This window comes from Streptomyces sp. NPDC001922 (genome assembly GCF_042891165.1).
Lineage (GTDB): Bacteria > Actinomycetota > Actinomycetes > Streptomycetales > Streptomycetaceae > Streptomyces.
The window spans coordinates 77,425-100,892 of the sequence record NZ_JBIASV010000008.1 but is presented as its reverse complement, the minus strand read 5'-3'; the positions used below and the strand labels follow the sequence as shown (position 1 = coordinate 100,892).

Sequence of the window (23,468 nt, the reverse complement as noted above, 5' to 3'; positions counted from 1 at the left end):
ACGAAGGCCCCGGAGCAGCACTGCTCCGGGGCCTTTCGTCATGGCTGGGGCTTTCCCGTTGAAGGGTTCTCAGCCGGGACCGCGTGGCCGGGTTCTCCGTTTGGGGACTCCCCGCCGGGACGGTTTACGGCTCGAACTTGTAGCCCAGGCCGCGGACCGTGACCAGATAGCGCGGCGCGCCCGGGTCCGGCTCGATCTTGGCCCGCAGCCGCTTCACATGGACGTCCAGGGTCTTGGTGTCACCGACGTAGTCGGCACCCCACACCCGGTCGATCAGCTGCATCCGGGTGAGCACCCGGCCGGCGTTCCGCAGCAGCATCTCCAGCAGGTCGAACTCCTTGAGCGGGAGGTCCACCTTGCCGCCGCCGACGGTGACCACGTGCCGGTCGACGTCCATCCGTACCGGGCCGGCCTCCAGGGCCGCCGGGACGACCTCCTCCGGCTCGCCGCGGCGCCGCAGCACGGCCCGGATCCGGGCCACCAGCTCGCGGGAGGAGAACGGCTTGGTCACGTAGTCGTCGGCTCCTATTTCGAGCCCGACGACCTTGTCGATCTCGCTGTCCTTGGCGGTCACCATGATCACCGGGACGTTGGAGCGGCCGCGCAGCTGGCGGCACACCTCGGTGCCGGGCAGGCCCGGCAGCATCAGGTCGAGCAGCACCAGGTCGGCGCCATTGCGTTCGAACTCGTCCAGCCCTTCGGGCCCGGTTGCCGCGATGGCGACCTCGAAGCCCTCCTTGCGGAGCATGTACGACAATGCGTCGCTGAACGATTCCTCGTCCTCGACGACGAGCACTCGGGTCACGGAAGGACCTCCGGGGCGGGAAGTGGTTCATCGGTGAAGGTCTCGTACGGCCGGTGGTCCTCGTCTTCGAGGTCGTCCGGCTCGATCAGGGTCCGGTCGTGGCGGTCCGTCCGCTCCCGGTCCCTTTCGCGGCCTGCCTCCGGAAGCCGCAGGGTGAACGTGGAGCCCTGTCCCTCAGCGCTCCACACCGTGACCTCCCCGCCGTGCGAGGCGGCCACGTGCTTGACGATGGCGAGGCCGAGGCCGGTCCCGCCGGTGGCGCGCGAGCGCGCCGGGTCGACGCGGTAGAACCGTTCGAAGATCCGGTCCTTGTCGCGGTCGGAGATGCCGATGCCCTGGTCGGTCACAGCGATCTCGATCATTGCCCCCGAGCCGCCGGCCGGGGAGCCGCCGGGCGCGTTGACCCGGCGCCCGGCTATGCCGACGCGGGTGCGGGCCGGGCTGTAGTTGACCGCGTTCTCGACGAGGTTGCCGAGGGCCGCGGCGAGCTGTCCCCGGTTGCCCCACACGTGGAGGCCCGCCGTCCCCCCGGCCGCCATGGTGATCTGCTTGGTGCCGGCCTGGTGGCGGCAGCGGTCGATCGCCTCCGCGACCAGTTCGTCCACCCGCACCGGCTCGGCGTCCTCGAGGGGATCGTCGTTCTGCACCCGGGAGAGGTCGATGAGCTCCTGCACCAGGCTGTTCAGCCGGGTCGCCTCGACCTGCATCCGGCCGGCGAACCGGTCGACCGCCTCCGGGTCGTCCGAGGCGTCCATGACCGCCTCGGAGAGCAGGGAGAGCGCGCCCACCGGGGTCTTGAGTTCGTGGCTGACATTGGCCACGAAATCCCGGCGGACGGCCTCTATGCGGCGGGCCTCGGTGAGGTCCTCGACCAGTAGCAGCACCAGCCGGGAGCCGAGCGGGGCGACTCTGGCGGAGACCGCCAGGCCTTCGCCCCGGCCGGATCCGCGCCGCGGCAGATCCAGCTCGACCTGCCGTATCTCGCCGTCCCGGCGGGTGTCCCGGGCCATCTGGAGCATCGGGTCGACGGCCAGCTTGCCGCCGCGGACCAGGCCCAGGGCATATGCCGCCGAACTGGCCTTGACGACGCTGTCGCCCTCGTCGAGCACGACGGCGGAGGACCGGAGCACGGACAGCACGGTGTCGACCCCCGGGGGCAGCACGGAGTCCGTGTGCAGCGAGCTGCGCGTGGGCTTCGCCTGCTCGCGCTCGCTCCAGCGGAACGCCAGCATGGCTACGACACCGGTTCCGACCCCGGCGATCGCTGCCGCTGCGGCAACCGCCGCGTTCACGTCCATGAGTCCAGATTAAGCGGGTGGCAAGAGCCGCCCACAGCCATCGAAGGGCGCCCCCGGTGAGACGTTGCCGAGAGTTCACCACCAGGATGCGGCCGGTTCACCCCGGACGTACGGGCGTCAGCGGGCCGTCGTCACCCGCCGCCGGGCGGCGGGGCGTACGTTGCCAAGAGTTCACCGTGACGTCGGGGCCGGTTCATCCCGGCGGCTGATGCGGGACGCACTGTCCCCGGAGCGTGGATGCTGGGAGAACCAGCCAGTTCGATGAGATGAGGAAATCGATGCGGGACGCATACCACGAGGAGCTCGACTCGATCGGGGAAGGCCTGGTCGAGATGGGCCGGCTCGTCGGCTCCGCGATCGGCCGCGCCACCACGGCGATTCTCGACGCGGACCTCAAGCTCGCCGAGAGCGTGATCGCCGGGGACGAGAAGGTGGACGATCTCCAGCGCGAACTGGAGGCGCGGGCGATCGCCCTGCTGGCGCGCCAGCAGCCGGTCGCCACCGACCTGCGGATCGTCGTCACCTCGCTGCGGATGAGCGCCGACCTGGAGCGGTCCGGCGACCTCGCCCAGCACGTCGCGAAGCTGGCGCGGCTCCGCTTCCCGGACTCGGCCGTACCGTCCGACCTGCACGCCACGATTCTGGAGATGGGCCAGCTCGCGCAGCGGCTGATGGCCAAGGCCGCCGAGGTGATCATCACCAAGGACGTGGACCTGGCGCTCCAGCTGGAGCAGGACGACGACGCGATGGACCTGCTGCACCGCACGCTCTTCCAGCACCTGATGGACGACCGCTGGAAGCACGGCATCGAGACGGCCGTCGACGTGACGCTGCTCGGCCGCTACTACGAGCGCTTCGCCGACCACGCGGTGTCCGTGGCCAAGCGGGTCGTCTACCTGGTGACCGGCGAGCACGCGGACGAGATCCTGCCGGTGACGCCGGTGGAGGGGGCCTGATTCCTGGCCTCGGACCTGATTGCGGGGCTGATCCCCGGGCTCGGTTGCGGGGCCTGATGGCGAGGCCCGTTTGCGAGGTCTCCGTGCGGGGCCTGATTGCGGGGCCTCGGTGCGGGGCCTGATTGCGGGCCTGATCTTGAGGGCCTGATCTTGAGGGCCTGATCTTGGGGGCCGGGCCGGTCGTGGGGGCTGGTTCCGGTCCTCGTCCCGGGGCTGATCAGGGCCCCGGAGAGAGAGCCCGGGCGAGGGCGGCTGGTCCTCGCCCGGGCTCTCTCCTGCCAACTCCTGCCGACTCCTGCCGCCGTGCCGGCGCCCGTGGCCCGACCAGGGGCGCCCTGCTCGTCGTGCCTGGTGGGGCGGTGTCTGGCGGGGCCAGTGGGGGCCGCTGTGCTTCCGCGCGCCGTTGATGCGCCCGCGGACGGCGGTGTGGAGTGTGCGGCAGGCTCACTGCCTTCGAGGAGGATCCCATGGCCGAATCCATCCGCCCCGTTCCCTCCCGCGAACAGAAGCCGCACGACCGGGCACCACGCCTGGTCGAGGTACCGGTGCCCGTCCTGGGCTCCTGCGGCTGCGGCCCCGGCTGCAGCTGCGGTTGTCAGAGTGGCGGTGCCTGCCAGTGCGGCGGGTCCTGCGGCTGACCCGTACGACCTGAGCTCCACCGATCCGCGGTTCCACCGACTCCTTTTCAGCGCGACTCCACCGGGCCTGCTCCCTTCTCCGGTGGACCACCGAGCACAGAGGGCCCGGCCGGGCAGACCCCGGCCGGGTCTGTGCGTTGTGAGGCCCACGTCGACGCCAGGCGTCCGCGTTCGGACGCCTGGGTCCACGTTCACCGTGCGGTGCGGAGCCGCTCGGACATTCGGGTGATGCCGGGGCGGAATCCGGAGCACTCCCGGAGGGGCCCGGACAGGATGCCGAGTGCACGGGACGCTCGACCGCGTCCGCTGCGTCATGGCCGGTCCCGGGCCTCACCAAGTCCCGGGCCTCACCAAGGGGGACCATGAACCTCAGGCATTCACTCGGCATCTCGGTGGCGGTTGCCGCCTTATTGGGCACCACCCTGGCGACCGCCCCTCCGGCAAGCGCGACCCCTGCCGGTTGCGGAGACCTCAGCAACGGACAGCTCTGCGTCAGGGGACGCACCGGCACCTCGGGCACCTTCCGGTTCTCCACCTTGTACTGGCGGAGCGGAGCGCGGGGTGAGATCACGGTCAAGCTCGGTTCGCAGCGGAAGACCGACCGCATCATTGCGTTCCCACTGTGGTTCGGCTCGAAGAAGACCCGTAACGGCTACGCGAAACTGAGCAAGCGACACCACATCTCCCGGCACGAGTGCGTCCGCGGAGTGATGGAGTACAAGCGCGACATCTATTTCACGAAGTGGCGCTGCCCCTGATCCCTGAAGGGCCGACTGATCCCTGAAGGGCCGCCGGACGATCCGGCATCCGCCGCGGCCCGAGGGAACACTCGGGCCGCGGCGGATCAGGCGGGTGGCGTCGATCTGGAGAGCTCCATGTGGCAAGTCGTTCTGTACATCAACCCCGCGACCGTCGCGCTGTTCGTCGCGGCGGTCGTGGCGCTGTCGGCGACTGCGGCGTGGTGGCACCACCGCTCGGACGGCTGCGCGGCGAACCGGGGAGTCAAGGGAGTCAATGCGATGCTCGCGGCCTGGACCGTCCTGGTCCTGGCCGCGACGATCATGCCGACTCAACCGCTCGGCACCGGGGGCCATGACATCTTCTGGACGCCCGGTGAGGGCCTCTGGACGCCCACCGGCGAAGGCGGCGCCGCACTCTTCGCGGAGGAACGGGACATGATCGTCCGTCTCCAGATCGCCAACGCCGCCATGTTCGTCCCCCTGGCGTCGCTGCTGACCTTCTCCGCACCGGGACGATCGGCGGGCAGAGTCGTCGCGCTGTGCCTGCTGCTGAGCACCGCGATCGAGACGATCCAGTTCGTGATGGCTGCCGGCCGGACCGTGGACGTCGACGACCTGCTGTTCAACACGGTCGGCGCCGTGCTCGGCGTCGCGGCGGCCAGGGGGGCGCTGTACGCGGTGGGAAGGTTGAGCCCGTCGGGGGTGCGGCGCGGGCCGTCTCCGCGTCTGCGCAGCGCCGAGATGAGCGGCACCGAGAAGCAGTAGCGCCGAGAGAGCGACGCCCGAAGAGAGCGGTCGTTGACCACCGTTGCGCGGCCTCGGACGGCCCACGGCCGGCCCGGACAACGGCTCGGAAACTGTTCGACGGCCTACAAGCTGATGGGCAATTCCCGTGCCTGCTGGCGCGCTTGGGCCCGTAGCTCCTTCAGGCGACTGTGAAACGCGTTGTGGCGGTTTTGGTCGAGGTTCATCGGGAGGTCGAGCTGAGAGATGAGCTGCGACTCCAGCTCCCAGGGTTCGCTCTGCTCGATCCAGCACACCCGCGCATTGTCCGCCATCCACTGACTCAGGGTGGCTTCGCCAGCCTTGCCGAAGGTCATCCGCTTGCCGCTGCCCACGCGGCGCAGCTCAAGTCCGAGCAGACATCCGAGGGTGAGCCGCAGCGTCGAGCCGGCCGCGTTGCCCCGGTAGTGGTAGCGCACCCGCTTGCGCAGGTTCTGCGTGCTGGTCCGGTTCGCCATGTTCCGCGGGGCTATCCCGACGTAGAGCAGACGCCCAGCGCCCAGGTCTGGGTGCAGCGGCTGTATGAAGTGCCACCCGTAGACCCCTGCGGCCGCCGGGACAGGGCTCGGACGCGCCAAGACCTCCTGCGCCGACCACAACCGATCGGGACGGACGAGAGCGGTAGCTTCCACGAAGCCTCCAGGCGTGACACGGCTGATCGTCGCAGGCTACTGGTCGACGCTGACAGAACATCCCTGGACTGTGGTGGCGTGGTCTCGAAGCCGGGGTTGGTCGCTGCTGTGATCCCCGTTGTTCTCTCACCTCGCCTTCGGCGCACCTCGGACCGCACCTGACGGTCCAGGTCCCAGCGCAGCAACAAGCCCCCCACCCGCGGGAAAACCGCAGGCAGGGGGCTCAGAGCGGGGGGCTACTTCTTCTTGCCCTGGGTCTTGCCGGGGATCTTGGTGAGCTGTTTTTTGCAGGTCAGGGGCGGTGGGATCGTGTGCCTGGTGGTCGTCGTTGGTCGTCATCGGCCGCTGTTGAGCGGCCTCGGACGGCCCAGAGACGGCCCAGCTCCGGCCCGCTCGACTGACGGCCGGCACCTTCGATGGCCCCGTCTGAACCTGAGCCAACGACAGCCCGCCACGACGGTGAGTCCGCCGACCACCCAGGCGCGCGTGTGCCTCGTTGCGCCCCACTGGCCTCAGCCACGTTCTCTGAGCGTGGAGTAATGCTGAGCTGCGGCGTGAGCGAGTCGAGGCTTGGTAGGCAGTTCGGCGACTTCCCGATGTTCCCCGTGGTTCCCCGCACGATCTGGCAAGCGTCTGGCACGCGGCTTATCACCGACGCCAGCAACTCGCCGCCCCTTGACCTCAGGAAGCCAGGCAGGCGCACTCAACTGAGACTGTCACTCAGCTCCCTCTTCTATTACGCTATGTGTTCGCGCGTCGGTGGCGCCGGCTAGGGGGAGCAACAAGAGACATGAACCGCCGCCCATTCTTTGCTTATCTCGATGAGGCGTGGACTCGCCTGTTTCATGGACGAGGACGGTCAGAGATACCCGACATCATCAATTGGGCAGACATAAATGCCTCCTGGTTTGATGTTCGCAAAAATGTTGTAACCGCACTCCGAAGCGGCCAAGTCGGCCCCGACTATGTCGAGGTTCTAGATCTCCCCAAAAATACCGTCGCCGTTCGGCCGATTGCCCGCCTGACAGCCCATGATCGTCTCGTTTACGATACGCTCGTCTTCTCCATTGCCGAGCTAGTTGAGGCGCAGCTTCGCGAGAGCGTTTACAGCGCAAGATGGGGCGACAACGGCAAGTCTTTCTGGTCGCCTGTCAACTCGTGGGTTTCCATGCAAAAACACGGTGTGCGGTTGGTGACGGAAACTCCGTTTCAGCTGGCCCGGACCGATGTCGTTTCATTTTACGAGCATATCGACATCGATACGCTGGCAATTGATATCCAATCCACGGGCGCATCCCCTCGGGTGACCGAGAGCCTAATTACCTATCTCCGAATGTTCCAGTCTTCGAGCCATGCTTGGGGAATACCGCAGGGGCCAGACTCTTCAGCAATTTTGGCCAATCTTTATCTCCTGCCCGTGGATGAGTTCGTTCACAGGTCGGATTTCGAGTACCTGCGCTACTCGGACGACATGATGATATTCGACACAGAGAGGGAGTCTCTCCGGAGCGCCCTGCTTGAAATAAATGCCATTCTGCGCTCGCGTCGCCTCTCTATGTCTATGACTAAAACCAGCATCCATGACGAGGAGAACGCACGTTCGCAACTTGAGGACCTAGAAAAGGACGCGATCAACTATGGGCTAAAGATCGGTGAAATCGGAGCCGACGAAAGGCTCTATAAACTATTTCTCGAAGCAATCACAGGGAAGCAGTTAGATCGAGATGTTAAGTTCGCCCTCTTCCGCATGGGAAACTTGAAAGATGATCGCGCCCTCCCCTGGGCCCTGCGGCACCTCAAGGAGAGCCACCATTTGGTGGTCGAGATAATCAGATACCTTGAGTGCTTCCCTGAGCGCTTGCATGCAGTCACCAGGGCCTACGTATCCACGATGCGGCAAGCCGCCGATCACAAGTACGACAGCCTAGAACAGCGCATACTCCAGGCCGCTACGCGCCAGAGAATCAACTCACCCGACATCCGAGATGCAGCCTGGACGATACTTCAGAACAAGAATAAGTCGAGCCTCCCTCGCGAATTTGCTGCTCGATACCTCGGAAGGGTAAGTACGATTGCTGACGGGCAGCTCCTGCGCCGTGAGTTCGAGCACGAATCCGATGTAAATGTTCGACGTGCGCTGCTTGTCGCGATGTACGAAGCCCGTTCAGTCTCCCGCCCGCTACTTGAGAGACTGGCGCAATCCAATTCCAGACTTGTGTGGGTGAGTCGTTACCTCCTCGGCGATCCCGTAGTGCCCCTACCTCGCTAGGAGAATTCCTTGTTGCGGCTTACTGTCTACGCACTCCTGGCGATTTCATCAGGAGTAGCCAGCTTTTTTATCACTAACTCAACCGTCGTCAATATGACGGCTGGCCTCAGTGTCGGTCTGTTTGTGCCAGTGGTTGACGAGATAGCACAGAACTGGGGGAGTGTTAGGCACCTTTGGTATTCACTGCGCTATCGCAACCGTTCCATTCGCGTCTCAACCTCGTACCTGTTCAAAATCTACGTTGACGGAAAGTACCTACTGATCCGAGGATCGCGGTACCGCACTCAGTTCCAGCCGGTGGGCGGGGTGCATAAGGTTTCGCCTCGGGGGAACGCAACGCTTTCTGCCATGGGGGTCACGGACGATGACTTGATCCCTCTTGATTCCGTGAGCTATAACGATCTACGCGTACGAGTTCCAGGAAAGAAGATATTTCAGTTTTTCCGATGGTTCGAATCTCGACAAGGTCGCGAGGATTCCCCTTGGCGAGAGTTCCAAGAAGAGTTGCTTGCCACTGGAATTATACCGCTAGACAAATTCCCGAATATTATGCATAATTATCTCGGGCGAGAGGTAGATCGGATTCGCTACAGTCCGTGGGCTGAATCGCTGGAGATTCTAGTGGCGGACGTTTATGAGCTTGTGCCGAATCAAGAGCAAGAGGACGCACTGCGTCAGCTGGCTGCCACTGGCCATCCGGACATCGTGTGGGTCTCCTCGCAGCAGATCAAACGTCGCGGTGCCATCGCGGGACAGCCTCAGGCCATTGAGATCTCGGCGCACAGTCAACGGATCCTGTGACGACATCGGCGGAGCGGGTTGGGGGTGGCGCTGCTTTGGCGCGAGTGATCATGGCCCCGTAAGCTTCCGGCGCGTCGGGCAGTCTGTGGACCTGCCCGGTAAAGCACGACGTTGAGACCATGATGTTCGAGACTCGCGCCAAAGTGGCTCCGTAAAGCCGTGGAGCCGACCGCCCCAGCCACGACGTACCCCTTTTCTGGCGTCAGGCGGCTGATTGCTGTGAGCGCGGCACGGGGCGCCGGCTGGGCTGGAGCGGGGCGGGGACCGGAGCGCAGACCCGACCGGGGCCGGGCCGCGCGTGGCAAGCGGAGCGAACCGCCTTGAACTGATAGAGGAAGGTGCAGCTCAGTCTGTGAAGTGGAGCTTGAAGCCGTGTGTGCAGGCTGGGAGTTCGGCGCCCTGCCGATGCGCGAGTGGCAGGAAGATCACTGGGCGGATGGTCCAGGTGATGCGGGTGGCGGCGTGGGTGATGGTCACCGTGGACGGTTGCTGGCGCAGTAGGGCGCGCCTCGTTTCGTTGCGGCCGTGGTAGAGCCACGCCCATGCCTCGTCCGAGGTGTCGGAGTCGAGAGCCGGGGAGATGGTGCGGAGGGCGACGGCTACCCATCTGTCCGCCTGGGGTGCCGAGTACGCGTCGAAGGAGACGTGAAAGGGCGGCCTCTCCGCCGGTTCCCCGAGGCGTTCCGTCCAGCACTCGCACCAGTAGCCGCGGGGGGCCTGTCGATCAGCACGGGTGGGCTCCCGGTCGGGTGTCCGTGAAGAGTTCCGCGGTGATCGTGTGGCCGCGCCGCGTGCTGCGAACTACGACTCGGTGGGCCAGCGCGCTGACCATGCCGAGCCCCCGGCCGTGTTCCGCTTCCTGGTTCCGGTGCTCGATCTTCGGTGCCTCACCCGTGCCTCCATCGTCCGTGACGGACAGGGCGATCACCCGAGGGGAGACCGCGAGGGCCAGATGGAAGCTGCCGGATGCCCGGCCGCTGACGGTGTGGAGGATTGCGTTCGCGCTCAGCTCGCTGACGATCAGCTCGGCGTCCTCCGCTAACGGCGAGCCTCGCAGGATGTCGCGGGTCCAGCGGCGGGCTCTGCTGACCTCTTCCGGAAATCCTGGGCAACTGAGCCCCCAGACCCTGGGTTGACTCATATACTCGTGCATACAAGTTCCTTCGTTCAGGTAGGCCGCCATGTGCAGCGGGTTCGTTCTAGACGAGTCGTACGCCGTCGTGGGCGCGGATGGCCGGCGGGGACGCCGCGTCGAGTGCGTCCAGGACGCGGATCGCGTATGCCTCGTCGGCGAGTTCGCTCACTTCTTCGCGGGTGGCCCAGCGCAGTGCGCGGGTCTCGTCCCCCGTGGTGGGAGTGCCGTCGGCCGCCTGGCAGCGGAAGACGAGGGAGACGATCAGGCCCGCCATGTTCTTGTAGACGCCGGTCAGGGTCGCGGGAAGCGCGATCTTGATGCCGGTTTCTTCGAGGACTTCGCGTTGCAGGGCCTCGGGGAGGGTTTCCTCGCGTTCGAGGACTCCGCCCGGGGGTTCCCAGTGGCCGTTGTCGCGGCGCTTGATCAGGAGGGCCCGGCCGTGGTTGTCGACGATGACCCCGGCAACGCTCACGGAGTGCGGGCGTTCTGTGCTCACGTTCCTCGGCCCTCTCGGCTGGCTAGGCTCCACACCGTAGCAACACCACTCACCCACTCGTCTAGATATCTAAAGGAGTACGCGTGGCGTCTCTACCGAGCGTTCTCGACGGCCTCGACCCGACCAGTGACCGTGCGGTCTTCCGGCAGATCGCCGACCAGTTGCGCGAGGCCATCGGCCGTGGGCGATTCAAGGAGGGCGAGAAGCTGCCCTCCGAAGCCGAACTGGTGGAGCACTACGGCGTTTCCCGGATGACCGTCCGGAACTCCTTCTCCGTCCTCCAAGGTGAGGGCCTGGTGCACGCCGAGCACGGCAAGGGCGTCTTCGTCCGGCCCCGGCCGCCCGTGCGGCGGCTCGCCTCCGACCGGTTCGCCCGGCGCCATCGCGAGGAGGGGAAGTCCGCGTTCATGGTGGAGGCCGATGCCGCCGGCGGCCATCCGCAGGTCGACAGCCTGGAGGTCAAGGAGGAGAAGGCGAGCCAGGACACGTCCACGCGGCTCGGTTCCGTGCGGCGCGTGCTCGCCCGGCGTCGCCGCTATCTGCTCGACGGGCGGCCGGTCGAGTTCGCCACGTCGTACCTTCCGCTCGACATCGCCCGCGGTACGCCGATCGCGGACCCCAACCCCGGACCCGGCGGCATCTACGCCCGCCTCGAGGAGCTGGGTCACCGGCTCGACCACTTCGAGGAGGAGATCCGGGCCCGGATGCCCTCCCCATCCGAGGTCAGGACGTTGCAGCTGGCCCCTGGTGTGCCGGTGATCCACCTGGTCCGTACCGCCTTCGACACCGCGGGGCGGGCCGTGGAGGTATGCGACACGGTCATGGCGGCGGACGCGTATGTCCTCTCCTACCGGCTTCCGGCGGACTGATCCGCGGTGCGCGAGGCGAGGTCTTCGTGGCTCGCCACCTCGCCTTCGGCGCACCTCGGACCGCACCTGACGGTCCAGGTGCCAGCGCAGCAACGAGCCCCCACCCGCCGAGCACGCAGGTCAGGGGCATGTTCACCGAACTCGCCGTGACGTCAGAAGGGCCCGCAACCGACGAAGCCGCAGTTCCCCCTACCGCCCCCAGTAGCACAGGCCATGGGTTGAACCGCGGCGCTCCAGCAAAACTCGCCGTCAGCCGCATCCCTGTTCAGGCAGACTATTCGAGCGACGATGAGTTAGAAGGACAGCAGCCGAGCAGGTCGCGGCTGATCGATCTATTCAGGGGGGGGCAGCGCCTGATGGATAGCGTTCCCAGCGATGAACGAGCGGCAGGGCCCGTTGATTTCTCTTACAATCAAGAGCGAATTGACATTATTCGTGAATGGGTAACGCGAGCACATGACACCGCTACAAGTCATCACGAAATCGCCAGTAGCATTTTCAGTGAGCCTGGGCAAGAGGACCCGAAAATTCAAGCCGAGATCAGGGAGGTCGCTTCAACCTTCTATTATCGCTTCGACCTGGAGCGGGGTCCCGGATCGAAGCCAGGTGCGACCCTTGAACCTCTTAGCGAAACCGGAGAGGCACATTTCTGGCCGCGTCCTATTAGAGCGGCTGGACCGGAAACTCTGAAGCTATGGAACAAGCTCCTAGCCGAATGCATCCAACCTGAAATTCAAGGGCTTCTGGCAGACCTACTATTCTGTGCTCGATATCCCAAGCCTCACATCTATGCACGCCGGGCCGTGGAAGCCTACGTAGCTGCACAGAACGGAGAATTCAGCCAGCTCAATAAGGGCACGATGCTGGTGCGGGCCTGGTCAATTCTGCGTCCCCTCGGATTGAGGGATCTTGAACCTTCAGTCGAACAAGCCATGATAAGTCTCACCGAGAGCACGTTGAGAGCCGACGCATCGGCTCCTGGCGTCGCACTCCCGATTCTTCGATGCCTCCTAGAAGGTCGACTCAAGGAGAAGAAGGGGGCAAAGCAGGCAGGCGTACCCACCGAGGCGGTTGATTTCCTTTTTTCCGCACTCGACCGATACAAGGCAGACCACCTTTCCATGCAACTCGCCTACATGGCACGTGACTGCCTGAACGACAACGAGCTGATAGATCTCGCACTGCGAAAAGCCGCATCAAATCTACTCGAAGCGGCCGAGCAGGCAACAGAAGGACACGCGAAGACTCACTGGCTGCAACAAGCTGCTAAATTCGCGCGGAAGTTCCACCTGGAAGATATCCATCGCGAATGCGTGAGACAACTGCAAGCGATCGATCCTTCAACGTTTCAATGGATGACCATCAGGACTGCCTCAACGATACGCCCGAGCGATGTTGAATCCTACCTGCGAGTTTTCGATCAGCCTCATCTTACCGACGCGCTTATTCGATTTTTCGCTACCCCATCCCCCACCGGATCGCGCAAGGAAAACGAAAAGACAGCTAAGCGCGTTATCGAGAACTCGCTAACTCACAAGATAATGGGTACGGCGACTTACGGCGCGCACGGCCTGCCGCAAAAGTCCTATGGCACGGAGAGTGAAAAGCTGCAATATCAAATCAACAGCGTCGAGACCATAGGTATGGGAATGCAGGGGCGCATTCTTTCGGCAGCCTTGGATCGGATAGCGGGTACGCACGTGATCCCCCAGACCGGGGATCTTGCCGCGTGGCTCGTGGAACGGTATGGGTCAGATCCTGGACTTTGCACGTCACTCGCAGAGAGCCTACTGCTCTACTGGGGACGCGACTACATTTCTTGCGCCCAATCGGCCATGCCGAGAATTGAAGCTGCTGTCCGATCGCTTCTACTGCTGCTCGATGAACCAATCTATCGAGTCGAAGAGGATAAGTCACTAGGGCAATTCCCAGGCCTGGGCACCATGCTTCCGCTACTTGACAAGTATGGTTTCGACCCTGACTGGTCTTCCTTCATACGCGCTCTACTCTTGACACCGGGACGCAACCTTCGCAACCTTGGGGCGCATGGATTCCTGCAAGGCGTTGACAAGCAAACGGCCGCACTAGTAATCCGCGCTCTGGCCGTGGTGGCACTGCTGGCACCGGAGGAATCGAGCAGAAAGGCATGTGATCCTCAGGCAATCAAGGAATCTCTGTCTTTCCCCACAGGGCGGAAGCATCTTGGCTTCTTTGATCGCCTACTTGTCAAGGTTTCGTCACAATTGAACGCAATACTCTCCGTGCGCTTGGGACGACCGTGACGTTGAGGAGCCGAAGGCCGCACCTGGTCAGGGCTTCGCAGCTGGCATCTCATCTTCGAACCCAAAGCCGCACCTATGAGACGCTGAGCATCCAACCAAAGACGTCTGGCCTTTGTTCACCGCCTCCTCTCGCGGACGGTGCAGGTACTGCTGAAGCCCTTTGTTGTTGGTCCACGCGTCCAGCCGAAGCCATTGGGCGCCCGCTGGAAAGGCTGGTTCCCCCGCCCAATCAAGGGACCGGCCCTCTAGGTCCTGCCCCGTGTACGTTCGCGCCACGGTCAGTTGTTGCTAAACAAGAAGGCTCTCGCAACTGACTTTCCGTCCTGGCGAGGGGCGTTGAAGGAGCACATCAAGCGGTTCCCGCCTGTGGAGATCAAGCGCCCCTTGATGCGAGTTCCTGAGGTTCAAGAGAGGTTCCACCGCACGAAAATGCCTCCCGCCCACGCCGTATGCGCAGGTGGGAGGCATGATCACAAGCGCTACTTCTTCTTGCCCTGGTTCTTCACGGCCTCGATCGCGGCCTTCGCCGCGTCCGGGTCCAGGTACGTGCCGCCCGGCTTCACGGGGCGGAAGTCGGCGTCCAGCTCGTAGGCGAGCGGGATGCCGGTGGGGATGTTCAGGCCGGAGATGTCCTCGTCGGAGATGCCGTCGAGGTGCTTGACCAGGGCGCGCAGGCTGTTGCCGTGGGCGGCGACCAGGACCGTGCGGCCGGTGAGGAGGTCCGGGACGATGCCGTCGTACCAGTACGGCAGCATGCGGACGACGACGTCCTGGAGGCACTCGGTGCGCGGGCGGAGCTCCGGCGGGATCGTGGCGTAGCGGGGGTCGTCGCTCTGCGACCACTCGGTGCCGTCCTCCAGCACGGGCGGCGGGGTGTCGTACGAGCGGCGCCAGAGCATGAACTGCTCCTCGCCGAACTCGGCCAGGGTCTGCGCCTTGTCCTTGCCCTGGAGCGCGCCGTAGTGCCGCTCGTTCAGGCGCCAGGAGCGGTGGACCGGGATCCAGAGCCGGTCGGCCGACTCCAGGGCGAGCTGCGCGGTGCGGATCGCGCGCTTCTGGAGGGAGGTGTGGACGATGTCGGGGAGCAGGCCGGCGTCCTTGAGCAGCTCACCGCCGCGGACCGCCTCCTTCTCGCCCTTCTCGGTCAGGTTCACGTCCACCCAGCCGGTGAACAGGTTCTTCGCGTTCCACTCGCTCTCGCCGTGGCGGAGGAGGATCAGCTTGTACGGTGCGTCGGCCATGGCGCCGAGCCTAATCGACGGGATTCGGACGCAGTACGACCGCCCGACTGGTGGACCGGGAGGGCCCTGGAGTACGGGGCCGTCGGCGTGCGGGGCCGAAAATCCATGGCGGTTTCCGCCCCATGATCCGTAAGCTGCGTTCGGGGTATTGACCACTTACGGAGCCGGGGGGCCTGCTTGTCCGTCGCCAGTCTGAAGCGTGCCGCGACGGAGAGTGTCTCGGGTCTGCCCCGGGCCTTCTGGTGGCTGTGGACCGCCACGCTGGTCAACCGGCTGGGCGCCTTTGTCGCCACCTTCCTTGCCATGTATCTGACAGTCGATCGGGGCTACTCGGCCTCGTACGCGGGGCTGGTCGCGGCGCTGCACGGGCTCGGTGGCGCGGTCTCGTCCCTCGTCGGTGGCGTGCTCGCCGACCGGCTGGGCCGGCGGCCCACCCTGCTGGTCTCGCAGATCGGCACCGCCTGCTCGGTGGCCCTGCTCGGCTTCATGGAACATCCGGCCGCGATCGCCGCCGTGGCCTGTCTCGTCGGCGTGACCAGCAACGCCTCCCGGCCGGCGACGCAGGCGATGATGGCCGACATCGTCGCCCCCGAGGACCGGGTGCGGGCCTTCTCCCTCAACTACTGGGCGATCAATCTCGGGTTCGCGGTGTCGTCCTCCGCGGCCGGACTGCTCGCCGCCCACGGCTATCTGCTGCTCTTCCTGGGCGAGGCGACGATGACGGCGGCCTGCGCGGTCGTCGTCTTCGTGAAGCTCCCGGAGACCCGTCCGGAACGGGGCAGGGGCGACGGCTCGACGGCGGCGGAGGCCGAGATCGGGCTGGGCTCGGTGCTGCGCGACTACCGGTTCATGGGCGTCGTCGGGCTGTCGTTCCTGATCGCGACCGTGTTCCAGCAGGCCTTCGTCGCCCTCCCCGTCACGATGGGCGCGCAGGGCTTCTCCAGCAGCGACTACGGCCTGGTGGCGGCCGTGAACGGCGTGCTGATCGTGGTCCTGCAGATTCCGGTGACCCGCTTCATCGAGCACCGCGACCCGGCCCGCCTGCTGATTCTCGCCTCCCTGCTCATCGGGTACGGCTTCGGGCTGACGGCCTTCGCGGGGTCCGTCGCGCTGTACACGCTGGCCGTCTGCGTCTGGACGCTCGGCGAGGTCATCAACGCTCCGACGCAGATGGGGCTGGTCGTCCGGCTCTCCCCCACCCATGGGCGTGGCCGCTACCAGGGCATGGTCGTCCTGTCGTGGTCGACCGCCGCTCTGGTGGCGCCGCTGGTGAGCGGCTTCGTCATCGACCGCTTCGGTCCCGACACGCTGTGGTACGCGAGCGCGGTCGTGGGGACGGTGGCCGCCGTCGGCTACGGCCTGCTGATGCGGCGCCTGCCGGACGACCGGCCCGCCCTTCTCGTAACGGAGGAGAAGGGGGAGCCGGAGAAGAAGGGCGCGGAGTCGCTGGAGGCCGGGGAACGGCAGGCGGCCGGGGAGCGGTAGCTCAGTCCGACGGGCGCTGCTCACCCGTCAGATGGGTGAACGCCTCCAGGTTCCGGGTGGACTCCCCGCGGGCCGTGCGCCACGCGTACTCCTTGCGGATCGCCGTGGCGAAGCCCATCTCCAGCAGGGTGTTGAAGCTGCCGTCCGCGTGCTCCAGCACCGTGCCGAGGAGGCGGTCCAGTTCGTCAGCGCTGACCGAGGCCAGCGGCAGCTTGCCCACCAGGTAGATGTCGCCGAGCCGGTCGATCGCGTAACTCACGCCGTAGAGGCGGGTGTTGCGCTCCAGCAGCCAGCGGTGCACGGCGGCCTCGTTCTCGTCCGGGTGCCGGACGACGAAGGCGTTGACCGACAGCGAGTGCCGGCCGATCACCAGGGAGCAGGTCGTCGACAGCTTCCGGGTGCCGGGCAGCTTCACGACGTACGTGCCGTCGCTCGGGTTCTCCCACTCGAGTTCCGCCTCGGTGAGGGTCCGCTCGACGGTCTTCCGGGCGTCCAGTTCAGCGTGAGCAGCGTCAGCCATGCAGTGAGCGTAGACGACGCCGTTCCTGCATCGCCGCCGTGTACACCTCGGCGGTCGACGCCGCGGACGCGTCCCAGCCGAAGGCCTGGGCGTGCCGGGCGGCGGCCGCCCCCATCCGGTCCGCGAGGGACGGGTCGTCGCTGAAGCGGCGCAGCGCCCGCGCGTAGTCGCGCGGGTCGTGGCCGTCGACGAGGAAGCCGCTCTCCCCGTCCCGGACCGCGACCGGCAGGCCGCCGACCGACGCGGCGACGACCGGGGTGCCACAGGCCTGCGCCTCGATGGCGACCAGGCCGAAGGACTCGCTGTAGGAGGGCATGACCAGCACGGACGCCGCCCGGAACCAGTCCGCGAGCTGCTCCTGGCCGACGGGCGGCCGGAACCGGACCACATCGCAGATGCCCAGCCGGGCCGCCAGTTTCTGCAGCCCCTCGGGCTTGGCGAGGCCGCTGCCGCTCGGTCCGCCGACGATCGGCACCACCAGGCGTTCCCGCAGCTGCGGCTGCTCCTCCAGCAGGGCGGCGACCGCGCGGAGCAGGACGTCGGGGGCCTTGAGCGGCTGTATCCGGCCGGCGAAGAGGGGGATCAGCGCGTCCTGCGGCAGCCCCAGGCGGGCGCGGGCGGCGGCCCGGCTCTCGGTGACACCGGTGGGGTCGGGCCGGAAGCGCTCCAGGTTCACCCCGGGGTGGACGACGGCGACCTTGCCGGCCGCCGCGTCGTAGTGGCGGACGAGCTCGTCGGCCTCCTCGGCGGTGTTCGCCACCAGCCGGTCGGCCGCGCGGACTATCTGGGTCTCGCCGATCACCCGGGCCGGCGGCTCGGGGGTGTCGCCCGCGGCGAGCGCGGCGTTCTTGACCTTCGCCATGGTGTGCATGGCGTGCACCAGGGGGACGCCCCAGCGCTCGGCGGCGAGCCAGCCGACGTGGCCGGAGAGCCAGTAGTGGGAGTGGACGAGGTCGTAGTGGCCGGGGCGGTGGCCCGCCCACGCCTGCATCACGCCGTGGGTGAAGGCGCAGAGCTGGGCGGGCAGGTCCTCCTTGGCCAGGCCCTCGTAGGGGCCGGCGTCCACGTGCCGGACAAGCACCCCGGGGGCCAGCTCGACCGAGGGCGGGAGCGTGCCGGTGGTCGCCCGGGTGAAGATCTCGACCTCGATGTTGATCGCGGCCAGGCGCCGGGCGAGCTCGACGATGTAGACGTTCATGCCGCCGGCGTCCCCGGTGCCGGGCTGGTGCAGCGGCGAGGTGTGCACGCTGAGCATGGCGACCCGGCGCGGGCGCCGCGGCGCGGTGCCGGGCAGCCTCAGCCGGGGCGGAGTCACCAGCGGGCCATGGGAACGGCCACGGAGCGCACCGAGACGGGACACGTACTGGCTCACCTCGCGAGACCTCCTTAGGCGGGAGCGGACCTCCCCATCGAACGTGTAACCAGCGGAACGCCTCGTACCATTTCCGCTTTGCCAAAACGTGACGCTCGATGCCTCCGTGGGCCGGAGGAAGGGGCCGGTCCGGGCGGCGGGGAGTGGACCATTCCCGGACCAGGGTTCCACGGCCACCGGGCGTCACGGCGTCACGGCGTCTCGGGCACGGGCCCGGGCAGTACGGGGCGAGGCGCGGTACGGGCCGGGACGGCCGGGGGCGCAGCACCGGGCGGTACGGGCTTCCGGGTGGCACCGCCTACCCTCTCCTCATGGCCGTCCGCATCCCCTCGCCCCGCCCTGTGGGGACCGTGACCCGCGGCACGACCAACCCCAATCGTCTGCGGCGCATGGACCGCTGGATCGCCGCGGTCCACGGCGGAGCCGTGCGCCGGGACCGGGACGGGGTCGCCGTCGACCTCGGCTACGGCGCCGCCCCGTGGACCGCCGTCGAGCTGCTCGGGCGGCTGCGGACCGTGCGGCCGGACGCCCGGGTGGTGGGCATCGAGATCGACCCGGTCCGGGTCGAGGCCGCCCGCCGTTACGAACGCGACGGGCTCGCCTTCGCCCACGGCGGCTTCGAGGTGCCGCTCCCCGGCGGGCGCCGGCCGGTGCTGATCCGGGCCGCCAACGTGCTGCGGCAGTACGACGAGGCCGAGGTCCACGCCGTCTGGGAACGGCTGCGGGCCCGGCTGGCGCCCGGCGGCCTGCTCGTGGAGGGGACCTGCGACGAGATCGGGCGGCGGCACGTCTGGGTCGCCCTCGGCCCCGAGGGCCCGCGCACGGTGACGTTCGCGACCCGGCTGGGCTCCCTGTCCCGCCCCTCCGACCTGGCGGAACGGCTGCCCAAGGCGCTCATCCACCGGAACGTGCCGGGCGAGCCCGTCCATGCGTTCCTCAGGGACTTCGACCGCGCGTGGGCGGCCGCCGCGCCGTTCGCCTCCCTCGGGGCGCGGCAGCGGTGGATCGGCGCCGTGCGGGCCCTGCGCCGGGACTGGCCGGTCGCCGACGGGCCCGGGCGATGGCGGCAGGGGGAGGTCACCGTCCGCTGGGACGCCCTGGCTCCGCGGGGCTGACCGCAGCTCCACGGGACTGACCGGGGCGCACGGACAGCCCCGGCCCGGTCGGCTCCCCCTGGCCGGCCGACGGGACGGCGCCTTCGCGGCGCCAGTGCGCACGGCTGGCCCGGGCCGCCGTGAGCCGTTCGTCGTCCGGCGCGGCCGCGCTCTCCCAGTCGGCGACCACGGCATCGAGCAGTGCGGCGGCGCCCGGCGCGTCCCCCGCCTCGCCCACCACCGATCCGTGGGCGTGCCGGTAGGTGAGGACCTCCCGGTCCGTCGGGGAGAGCTCCCGGACGCCGTCGGCGACGATGCCCGCGAAGAGGCGTACGGCCTGTTCCATCCGTTCGGGCCTGACCACGGCACCCTGCAGGGCGAGCCGGCGCGTCCGCAGGGCGAACCGGGCCCGCGCCGCGAGGCCGTCCCTGGTCCGTCCCGTCCCGTGCGCGGGGTTGCGGGTCAGTGCCAGGTCGTGGCTGAACCCCACCGTCCGCTGCGCCGGCGCCGGACAGCGGTCGGCGGACGTGGGCAGGGTGACCGCGAGCCGGCGGTGGAGCGTGCCGAGGTCGAGGTGTTCCGGGCCGTCGGGGATGCCGTCCCCGAGCAGCTCCAGCAGCGCGCCGGTGAAGCCGGTGAACTCCGCGGCCTCCCCGTACCGCGCCTTCTTCGTCCGGGTCGTCGCGGTCAGCAGATGCACATCGGCGGCGGCCGGGGCGTCGAAGGCCCGGGCGGCGAAACAGCAGTCGAGCACCGCGACCTTGTGGCGGGCCGCGGACTGGGACATCGCGGCGAAGACGTCCTGCACGGGAAGCGAGGTGCGGGCCGCCCTGCCCGGCTCGTCCACCGAGCCGGGGAGGGCCAGGCACAGCCGGTCCCCCTCCGCGAGCAGTCCGTGGCCGGCGTAGTAGAAGAGGCACAGGTCCGTCCGGCCGCCGCCGGCCGGCGGGAACAGATCGAGCACGTCCGTGGCGGTCTGCGGGTCGACTCGCAGCCGCACGGCGTCCGGGTCGAGGTGTCCCGCGGGGCCGGTGAGGGCGTCCGCGAGGGCCCGGACGCCGGCCGCCGCCTGCGGAATCGGGTGCAGGCCGCTGGGTGTCACCTGGGTGGCGGTGCCGACGAGCACGGCGGACGAGCGCCGGGGGCGGGGCAGTTGTACGACCCATCCGCCGTCGTTCACGCGCCCGGGCCGCGGCCGTCGCCGGTCCGCCCGCCGTCGGCCCCGGTGCCGCCGACTCGCGCGTCACCGGCCTGCATGTCACCGGCCTGCATGTCACCGGTCGGCGTGCTGCCGTCGGTGGCGCCTCCGCCCCGGCCGTCGGCGTTCACAAAGCGCTCCAGTTCCTCCCGGACGGCTGCCGCGTCCGCCGGGCTGCCCGCGGAGACCCGCAGTTCCGCGCCGTCCGGCCGGACGGCGCGGAAGCTGACGCGCCGGCTCTTCGTACGCTCCGCCAGCCACATGGCGACGGCGCCGACCCCGGCGCTGAGCAGCGGCTCCGCCGCGCCGAGCAGTTCCGTGGCCTGGGCGAGGGCGCCCTGTTCGCCGCGGGCGGGCGGTGCCATCCGGAGCCGGACGGCGCCGCTCAGGTCCTCGTCGTCGTTCAGCCAGTCGGCCAGGTTGCGGGCGAGGGTGTCCGCCTCGGCGGAGCCTCCGTCGAATGCGAAGGTGAGCACGGTTGCTGGGCCTTTCCGGTCGAGTTCGGTCGGTCCTGTACGGTTCGCGGCGCTCTCGTCCTCTGCCGCCACGTCGTCACAGGCCCGGGAAGTGCGGATCCGCCTGCGGGGCGGCCGGGGCCGGTCCTCCGCCCCGGGGTCCGCCCTGGGCCGCCCGTCGGCTCGCGGTGTCGAACAGCGGGGGCCGGCCGGGGGTTTCGTACGGGAACCGGAACGCGGTGCCGGCCTCCGGCAGATCCACCAGATCGCTCAGCACCCGCTCCACCGGTCCCAGCCGGCCCGGCGGCGCGCCCTGCCCATAGGTCTCCTCCAGCCAGGCGCGGCCCAGCGTGGAGACGCTGTGCCAGGCGGTCCGCCGCTCGCCCTCCGGCGGCACGCGGACCACCGCGGCCTCGGCGGCCGTCGCCGCCCCGGCCCCCGGTTGGGTGGACACCGTGGCCGCGACCGTCTCCGCCAGGTGCAGCGGCACGGGCCCCGCGGCGGCGACCGCGATCCGCATCCGGAAGACGCGGCCCCCGTAGCGCCGGGCCGCGTCCTGGTACAGCGGCGCGGCCCGGATCGCGAACGGGTCCGCGGGCACCGGCTGCTGGTACACCGGGTTCGGTGTGCCGGCGACCGCGAGGCGGCCGTACTCCTGGGCGAGATAGCCGAGCCGGGCCGGCAGTCCCTCTCCGGGGGCGGACGGTTCCAGACAGACGCCGATCACGCACGGCCGGTCCTGGCGGGCCAGTTCGTCCCAGACCGGTTCCCAGGAAACGGCCTGTCCGGCCAGCGGGAACACCATGACGCCCACCCGGAACCGGGCGTCGTGGCGGGTCGACGGCGCCCAGGCCAGCCGCTTGCGGACCTCGGCCAGGCCGCCGTCCCCCGGACCGCTGTCCCCACCGGCACCGGCACCGGGTCCGGCTCCGGCTCCGCGTCCGGGTCCGATTCCGGTCCCACCACCGGCTCCGAAAGGTGCGAGCGCGTGCCGCACCCCCGCCGCGTCGAGCCCGACGGCCCGCACATGCCGGGGTACGGAGAGCAGGCGCGGACGCAGGGCGCGGGCGGCGGTCTCCGCGCTCTGCCGGTCCCGGTCGTGGACCTGGCCGAGCAGGGCGCAGGAGACCCGGCCGGTGTCCGGCTCGTTCCAGTAGCGGATCTCGAACCGGTGCCGCCCGTCGGGGACCCACCGCTCGGCGAGCCAGGTCCGTTCCCGGACCGCCGCCTCGGCCGTGCGCCGCTCCTCGGGCAGACCGGCGAAGCCGCCGTGCTCCGACAGGGCCGCCTCGGGTTCGAGCCGGGCGCCCACCCAGGCCCAACTGCCCTGCGCACCCGAGGAGACCAGCACACCGTCGTCGGTCATACCGTGCCGGGACCTCCGGCCTGCGGCGGGACACCGGGGCGCGGCGGCATGGGCGGAACGGGGACCGGCGGGGGCGCCGGGGCGGCGGGCACGTCCTCGTCGACGACCGGCGGCAGCCCCTGCGGGAAGCCGTAGGAGTCGGGCACGTCGATGCCCTCGATCGCCACGAACAGGCCCTCGCGGCAGGCCAGGTGCACGGCCTCCCGCATCGCCTGCGGCCGGTCGGCGCGCATCATCTGCTTCTCGGGCGTGTTCTGCCCCAGCACGCCGCGGAACAGGTCCCCGACGAACTGCACGAACAGCGCGGCCCCGCGGCGCGAACGCCACATCGTCCAGCCGAGGTAGAGGCTCGACCCGTAGCCGAACACGGAGACGTACGCCGTGTACGGGCCGTCGTCCAGGACCAGCCGGTGGCTGATGCTCTCCGCGCCCCGCCCGCCGGTCCTGATCCGGCGCTCCTGGACGGCCAGCGGGCTGCGCCGGAGCCGCAGCGTGCCGCGGATCTGGCTGTAGACCGACGTCGCCCGGTCCTCGCGGTCGGCGAGGAGGACCCGCCAGGCGCCCAGCGGCTCCCGGACCCGGGACGCCAGCAGGACCAGCCAGAAGGCCGCGGTGGAGGCGATGAACGCGAACATCAGCCAGGCCGCGCCCGCGTCGGCGTCGCTGGAGCTCTCCCCGTAACCGCTGCCGTACCCCGAGGACGAGCCGAGGTCGGCCATCAGGGAGATCAGCCCGATGAAGGCCGGGACCATGGCGACGAGGACCGAGGCGAAGAAGGCCCGCAGCACCAGGAAGAGAATGAACCGGCCGCTGACGCCCTCCGCGAGGGACAGCTCCATGTCTCCATGGCGCAAGGTCTTGTCGAGGTACGCGGCGTTGCCGTCGCCTCCGCGCCACCCCGGTAACTGCATCCCGTCGCCTGTGATCACCGCTGCCCCCCAGAGGTCTCGCGTTGGTGCCAAGGTGCGACAGAATGCCACGTCAGCGGCCCAAGTGCACTGCCTGTGACGGAACTTGACACCAAGTTTCCCCG

At 68.3% G+C, this 23,468-nt stretch carries 21 protein-coding genes and 1 pseudogene; 9 read left to right on the top strand and 13 right to left on the bottom strand.

Annotated elements, in window-relative coordinates:
- Window positions 1–124: 124 nt before the first annotated feature.
- Entirely contained in the window at window positions 125–805 is a 681-nt protein-coding gene (locus ACFYYR_RS16280; RefSeq protein ID WP_351512291.1) for a response regulator transcription factor, read from the bottom strand.
- Window positions 802–2,103 (bottom strand): sensor histidine kinase, encoded by a 1,302-nt coding sequence (locus tag ACFYYR_RS16275; RefSeq protein ID WP_388852795.1) that lies wholly within the window; start codon window positions 2,101–2,103, stop codon window positions 802–804. Before ACFYYR_RS16275 ends, ACFYYR_RS16280 begins: the two co-directional genes overlap by 4 nt.
- A 278-nt stretch (window positions 2,104–2,381) precedes the next feature.
- Here ACFYYR_RS16275 and phoU point away from each other — a divergent pair, with 278 nt between their 5' ends.
- The 3 genes from phoU (at window position 2,382) to ACFYYR_RS16260 (ending at window position 5,202) form a co-directional block, all read left to right on the top strand.
- Window positions 2,382–3,059, top strand: coding sequence for a phosphate signaling complex protein PhoU (gene phoU, locus ACFYYR_RS16270; RefSeq protein WP_351512287.1), 678 nt, complete (start codon window positions 2,382–2,384; stop codon window positions 3,057–3,059).
- 1,000 nt (window positions 3,060–4,059) lie between these two features.
- Window positions 4,060–4,455 (top strand): hypothetical protein, encoded by a 396-nt coding sequence (locus tag ACFYYR_RS16265; RefSeq protein WP_388852792.1) that lies wholly within the window; start codon window positions 4,060–4,062, stop codon window positions 4,453–4,455.
- A gap of 117 nt (window positions 4,456–4,572) precedes the next feature.
- A complete protein-coding gene (locus ACFYYR_RS16260) occupies window positions 4,573–5,202 on the top strand; it encodes a VanZ family protein (protein ID WP_388852789.1) in 630 nt (209 codons plus the stop codon).
- 104 nt (window positions 5,203–5,306) lie between these two features.
- Here the strand turns inward: ACFYYR_RS16260 and ACFYYR_RS16255 are convergent, their stop codons facing one another.
- Entirely contained in the window at window positions 5,307–5,678 is a 372-nt protein-coding gene (locus ACFYYR_RS16255) for a GIY-YIG nuclease family protein (protein ID WP_388852786.1), read from the bottom strand.
- Window positions 5,679–6,642: 964 nt separating this feature from the next.
- On the opposite strand from ACFYYR_RS16255, the gene ACFYYR_RS16250 reads away from it, so the two are divergent.
- Both ACFYYR_RS16250 and ACFYYR_RS16245 read left to right on the top strand, forming a co-directional pair.
- Entirely contained in the window at window positions 6,643–8,121 is a 1,479-nt protein-coding gene (locus tag ACFYYR_RS16250; RefSeq protein WP_388852783.1) for an RNA-directed DNA polymerase, read from the top strand.
- A 12-nt stretch (window positions 8,122–8,133) separates the two neighbouring features.
- Window positions 8,134–8,922 (top strand): hypothetical protein, encoded by a 789-nt coding sequence (locus ACFYYR_RS16245; protein WP_388852780.1) that lies wholly within the window; start codon window positions 8,134–8,136, stop codon window positions 8,920–8,922.
- A 345-nt stretch (window positions 8,923–9,267) separates the two neighbouring features.
- Here the strand turns inward: ACFYYR_RS16245 and ACFYYR_RS16240 are convergent.
- The 3 genes and pseudogenes from ACFYYR_RS16240 to ACFYYR_RS16230 all read right to left on the bottom strand — a co-directional run bounded on the left by ACFYYR_RS16240 (window position 9,268) and on the right by ACFYYR_RS16230 (window position 10,529).
- A pseudogene (locus ACFYYR_RS16240) lies at window positions 9,268–9,653 on the bottom strand (hypothetical protein).
- Complete coding sequence (locus ACFYYR_RS16235) at window positions 9,647–10,075, bottom strand: ATP-binding protein (RefSeq protein WP_388852777.1); 429 nt, start codon at window positions 10,073–10,075, stop codon at window positions 9,647–9,649. The pseudogene ACFYYR_RS16240 and the gene ACFYYR_RS16235 overlap by 7 nt, the downstream one beginning before the upstream one ends.
- 46 nt (window positions 10,076–10,121) lie before the next feature.
- Window positions 10,122–10,529, bottom strand: a complete 408-nt coding sequence (locus ACFYYR_RS16230) for an NUDIX hydrolase (RefSeq protein ID WP_388853527.1) — start codon at window positions 10,527–10,529, stop codon at window positions 10,122–10,124.
- Between the two features lie 107 nt (window positions 10,530–10,636).
- Between ACFYYR_RS16230 and ACFYYR_RS16225 the strand changes: the two genes are divergently transcribed.
- Window positions 10,637–11,422: a GntR family transcriptional regulator gene (locus ACFYYR_RS16225; RefSeq protein ID WP_388852774.1), complete on the top strand. Its 786-nt coding sequence runs from the start codon at window positions 10,637–10,639 to the stop codon at window positions 11,420–11,422.
- 128 nt (window positions 11,423–11,550) lie between these two features.
- On the top strand, window positions 11,551–13,704 hold the full coding sequence (locus tag ACFYYR_RS16220; protein WP_388852771.1) for a hypothetical protein: 2,154 nt from the start codon (window positions 11,551–11,553) through the stop codon (window positions 13,702–13,704).
- A gap of 479 nt (window positions 13,705–14,183) precedes the next feature.
- Here the strand turns inward: ACFYYR_RS16220 and ACFYYR_RS16215 are convergent, their stop codons facing one another.
- Window positions 14,184–14,945, bottom strand: coding sequence for a phosphoglyceromutase (locus tag ACFYYR_RS16215; RefSeq protein WP_388852768.1), 762 nt, complete (start codon window positions 14,943–14,945; stop codon window positions 14,184–14,186).
- 177 nt (window positions 14,946–15,122) lie between these two features.
- Between ACFYYR_RS16215 and ACFYYR_RS16210 the strand changes: the two genes are divergently transcribed.
- Window positions 15,123–16,430, top strand: coding sequence for an MDR family MFS transporter (locus ACFYYR_RS16210; protein ID WP_388852765.1), 1,308 nt, complete (start codon window positions 15,123–15,125; stop codon window positions 16,428–16,430).
- A gap of 1 nt (window position 16,431) precedes the next feature.
- Here the strand turns inward: ACFYYR_RS16210 and ACFYYR_RS16205 are convergent, their stop codons facing one another.
- Together ACFYYR_RS16205 and mshA are read right to left on the bottom strand one after the other, a co-directional pair.
- On the bottom strand, window positions 16,432–16,950 hold the full coding sequence (locus tag ACFYYR_RS16205; protein WP_388852762.1) for a YbjN domain-containing protein: 519 nt from the start codon (window positions 16,948–16,950) through the stop codon (window positions 16,432–16,434).
- A complete protein-coding gene (gene mshA / locus ACFYYR_RS16200; protein WP_388852759.1) occupies window positions 16,943–18,322 on the bottom strand; it encodes a D-inositol-3-phosphate glycosyltransferase in 1,380 nt (459 codons plus the stop codon). Before mshA ends, ACFYYR_RS16205 begins: the two co-directional genes overlap by 8 nt.
- 311 nt (window positions 18,323–18,633) lie before the next feature.
- On the opposite strand from mshA, the gene ACFYYR_RS16195 reads away from it, so the two are divergent.
- Window positions 18,634–19,437 (top strand): class I SAM-dependent methyltransferase, encoded by an 804-nt coding sequence (locus tag ACFYYR_RS16195; protein WP_388852756.1) that lies wholly within the window; start codon window positions 18,634–18,636, stop codon window positions 19,435–19,437.
- On the opposite strand, the gene ACFYYR_RS16190 is transcribed toward ACFYYR_RS16195, so the two are convergent.
- The 4 genes from ACFYYR_RS16190 to ACFYYR_RS16175 form a co-directional block, all read right to left on the bottom strand.
- Window positions 19,400–20,596 carry a hypothetical protein gene (locus tag ACFYYR_RS16190; protein WP_388852753.1) on the bottom strand — a complete coding sequence of 399 codons (1,197 nt, stop codon included), beginning with the start codon at window positions 20,594–20,596 and terminating at the stop codon, window positions 19,400–19,402. The two genes, ACFYYR_RS16195 and ACFYYR_RS16190, sit on opposite strands and share 38 nt — an antisense overlap.
- Window positions 20,593–21,090 (bottom strand): hypothetical protein, encoded by a 498-nt coding sequence (locus ACFYYR_RS16185; protein WP_388852750.1) that lies wholly within the window; start codon window positions 21,088–21,090, stop codon window positions 20,593–20,595. Before ACFYYR_RS16185 ends, ACFYYR_RS16190 begins: the two co-directional genes overlap by 4 nt.
- A 76-nt stretch (window positions 21,091–21,166) precedes the next feature.
- Window positions 21,167–22,435 (bottom strand): hypothetical protein, encoded by a 1,269-nt coding sequence (locus ACFYYR_RS16180; RefSeq protein ID WP_388852747.1) that lies wholly within the window; start codon window positions 22,433–22,435, stop codon window positions 21,167–21,169.
- Complete coding sequence (locus ACFYYR_RS16175; protein WP_388852745.1) at window positions 22,432–23,346, bottom strand: hypothetical protein; 915 nt, start codon at window positions 23,344–23,346, stop codon at window positions 22,432–22,434. Before ACFYYR_RS16175 ends, ACFYYR_RS16180 begins: the two co-directional genes overlap by 4 nt.
- Between the last annotated feature and the right edge of the window lie 122 nt (window positions 23,347–23,468).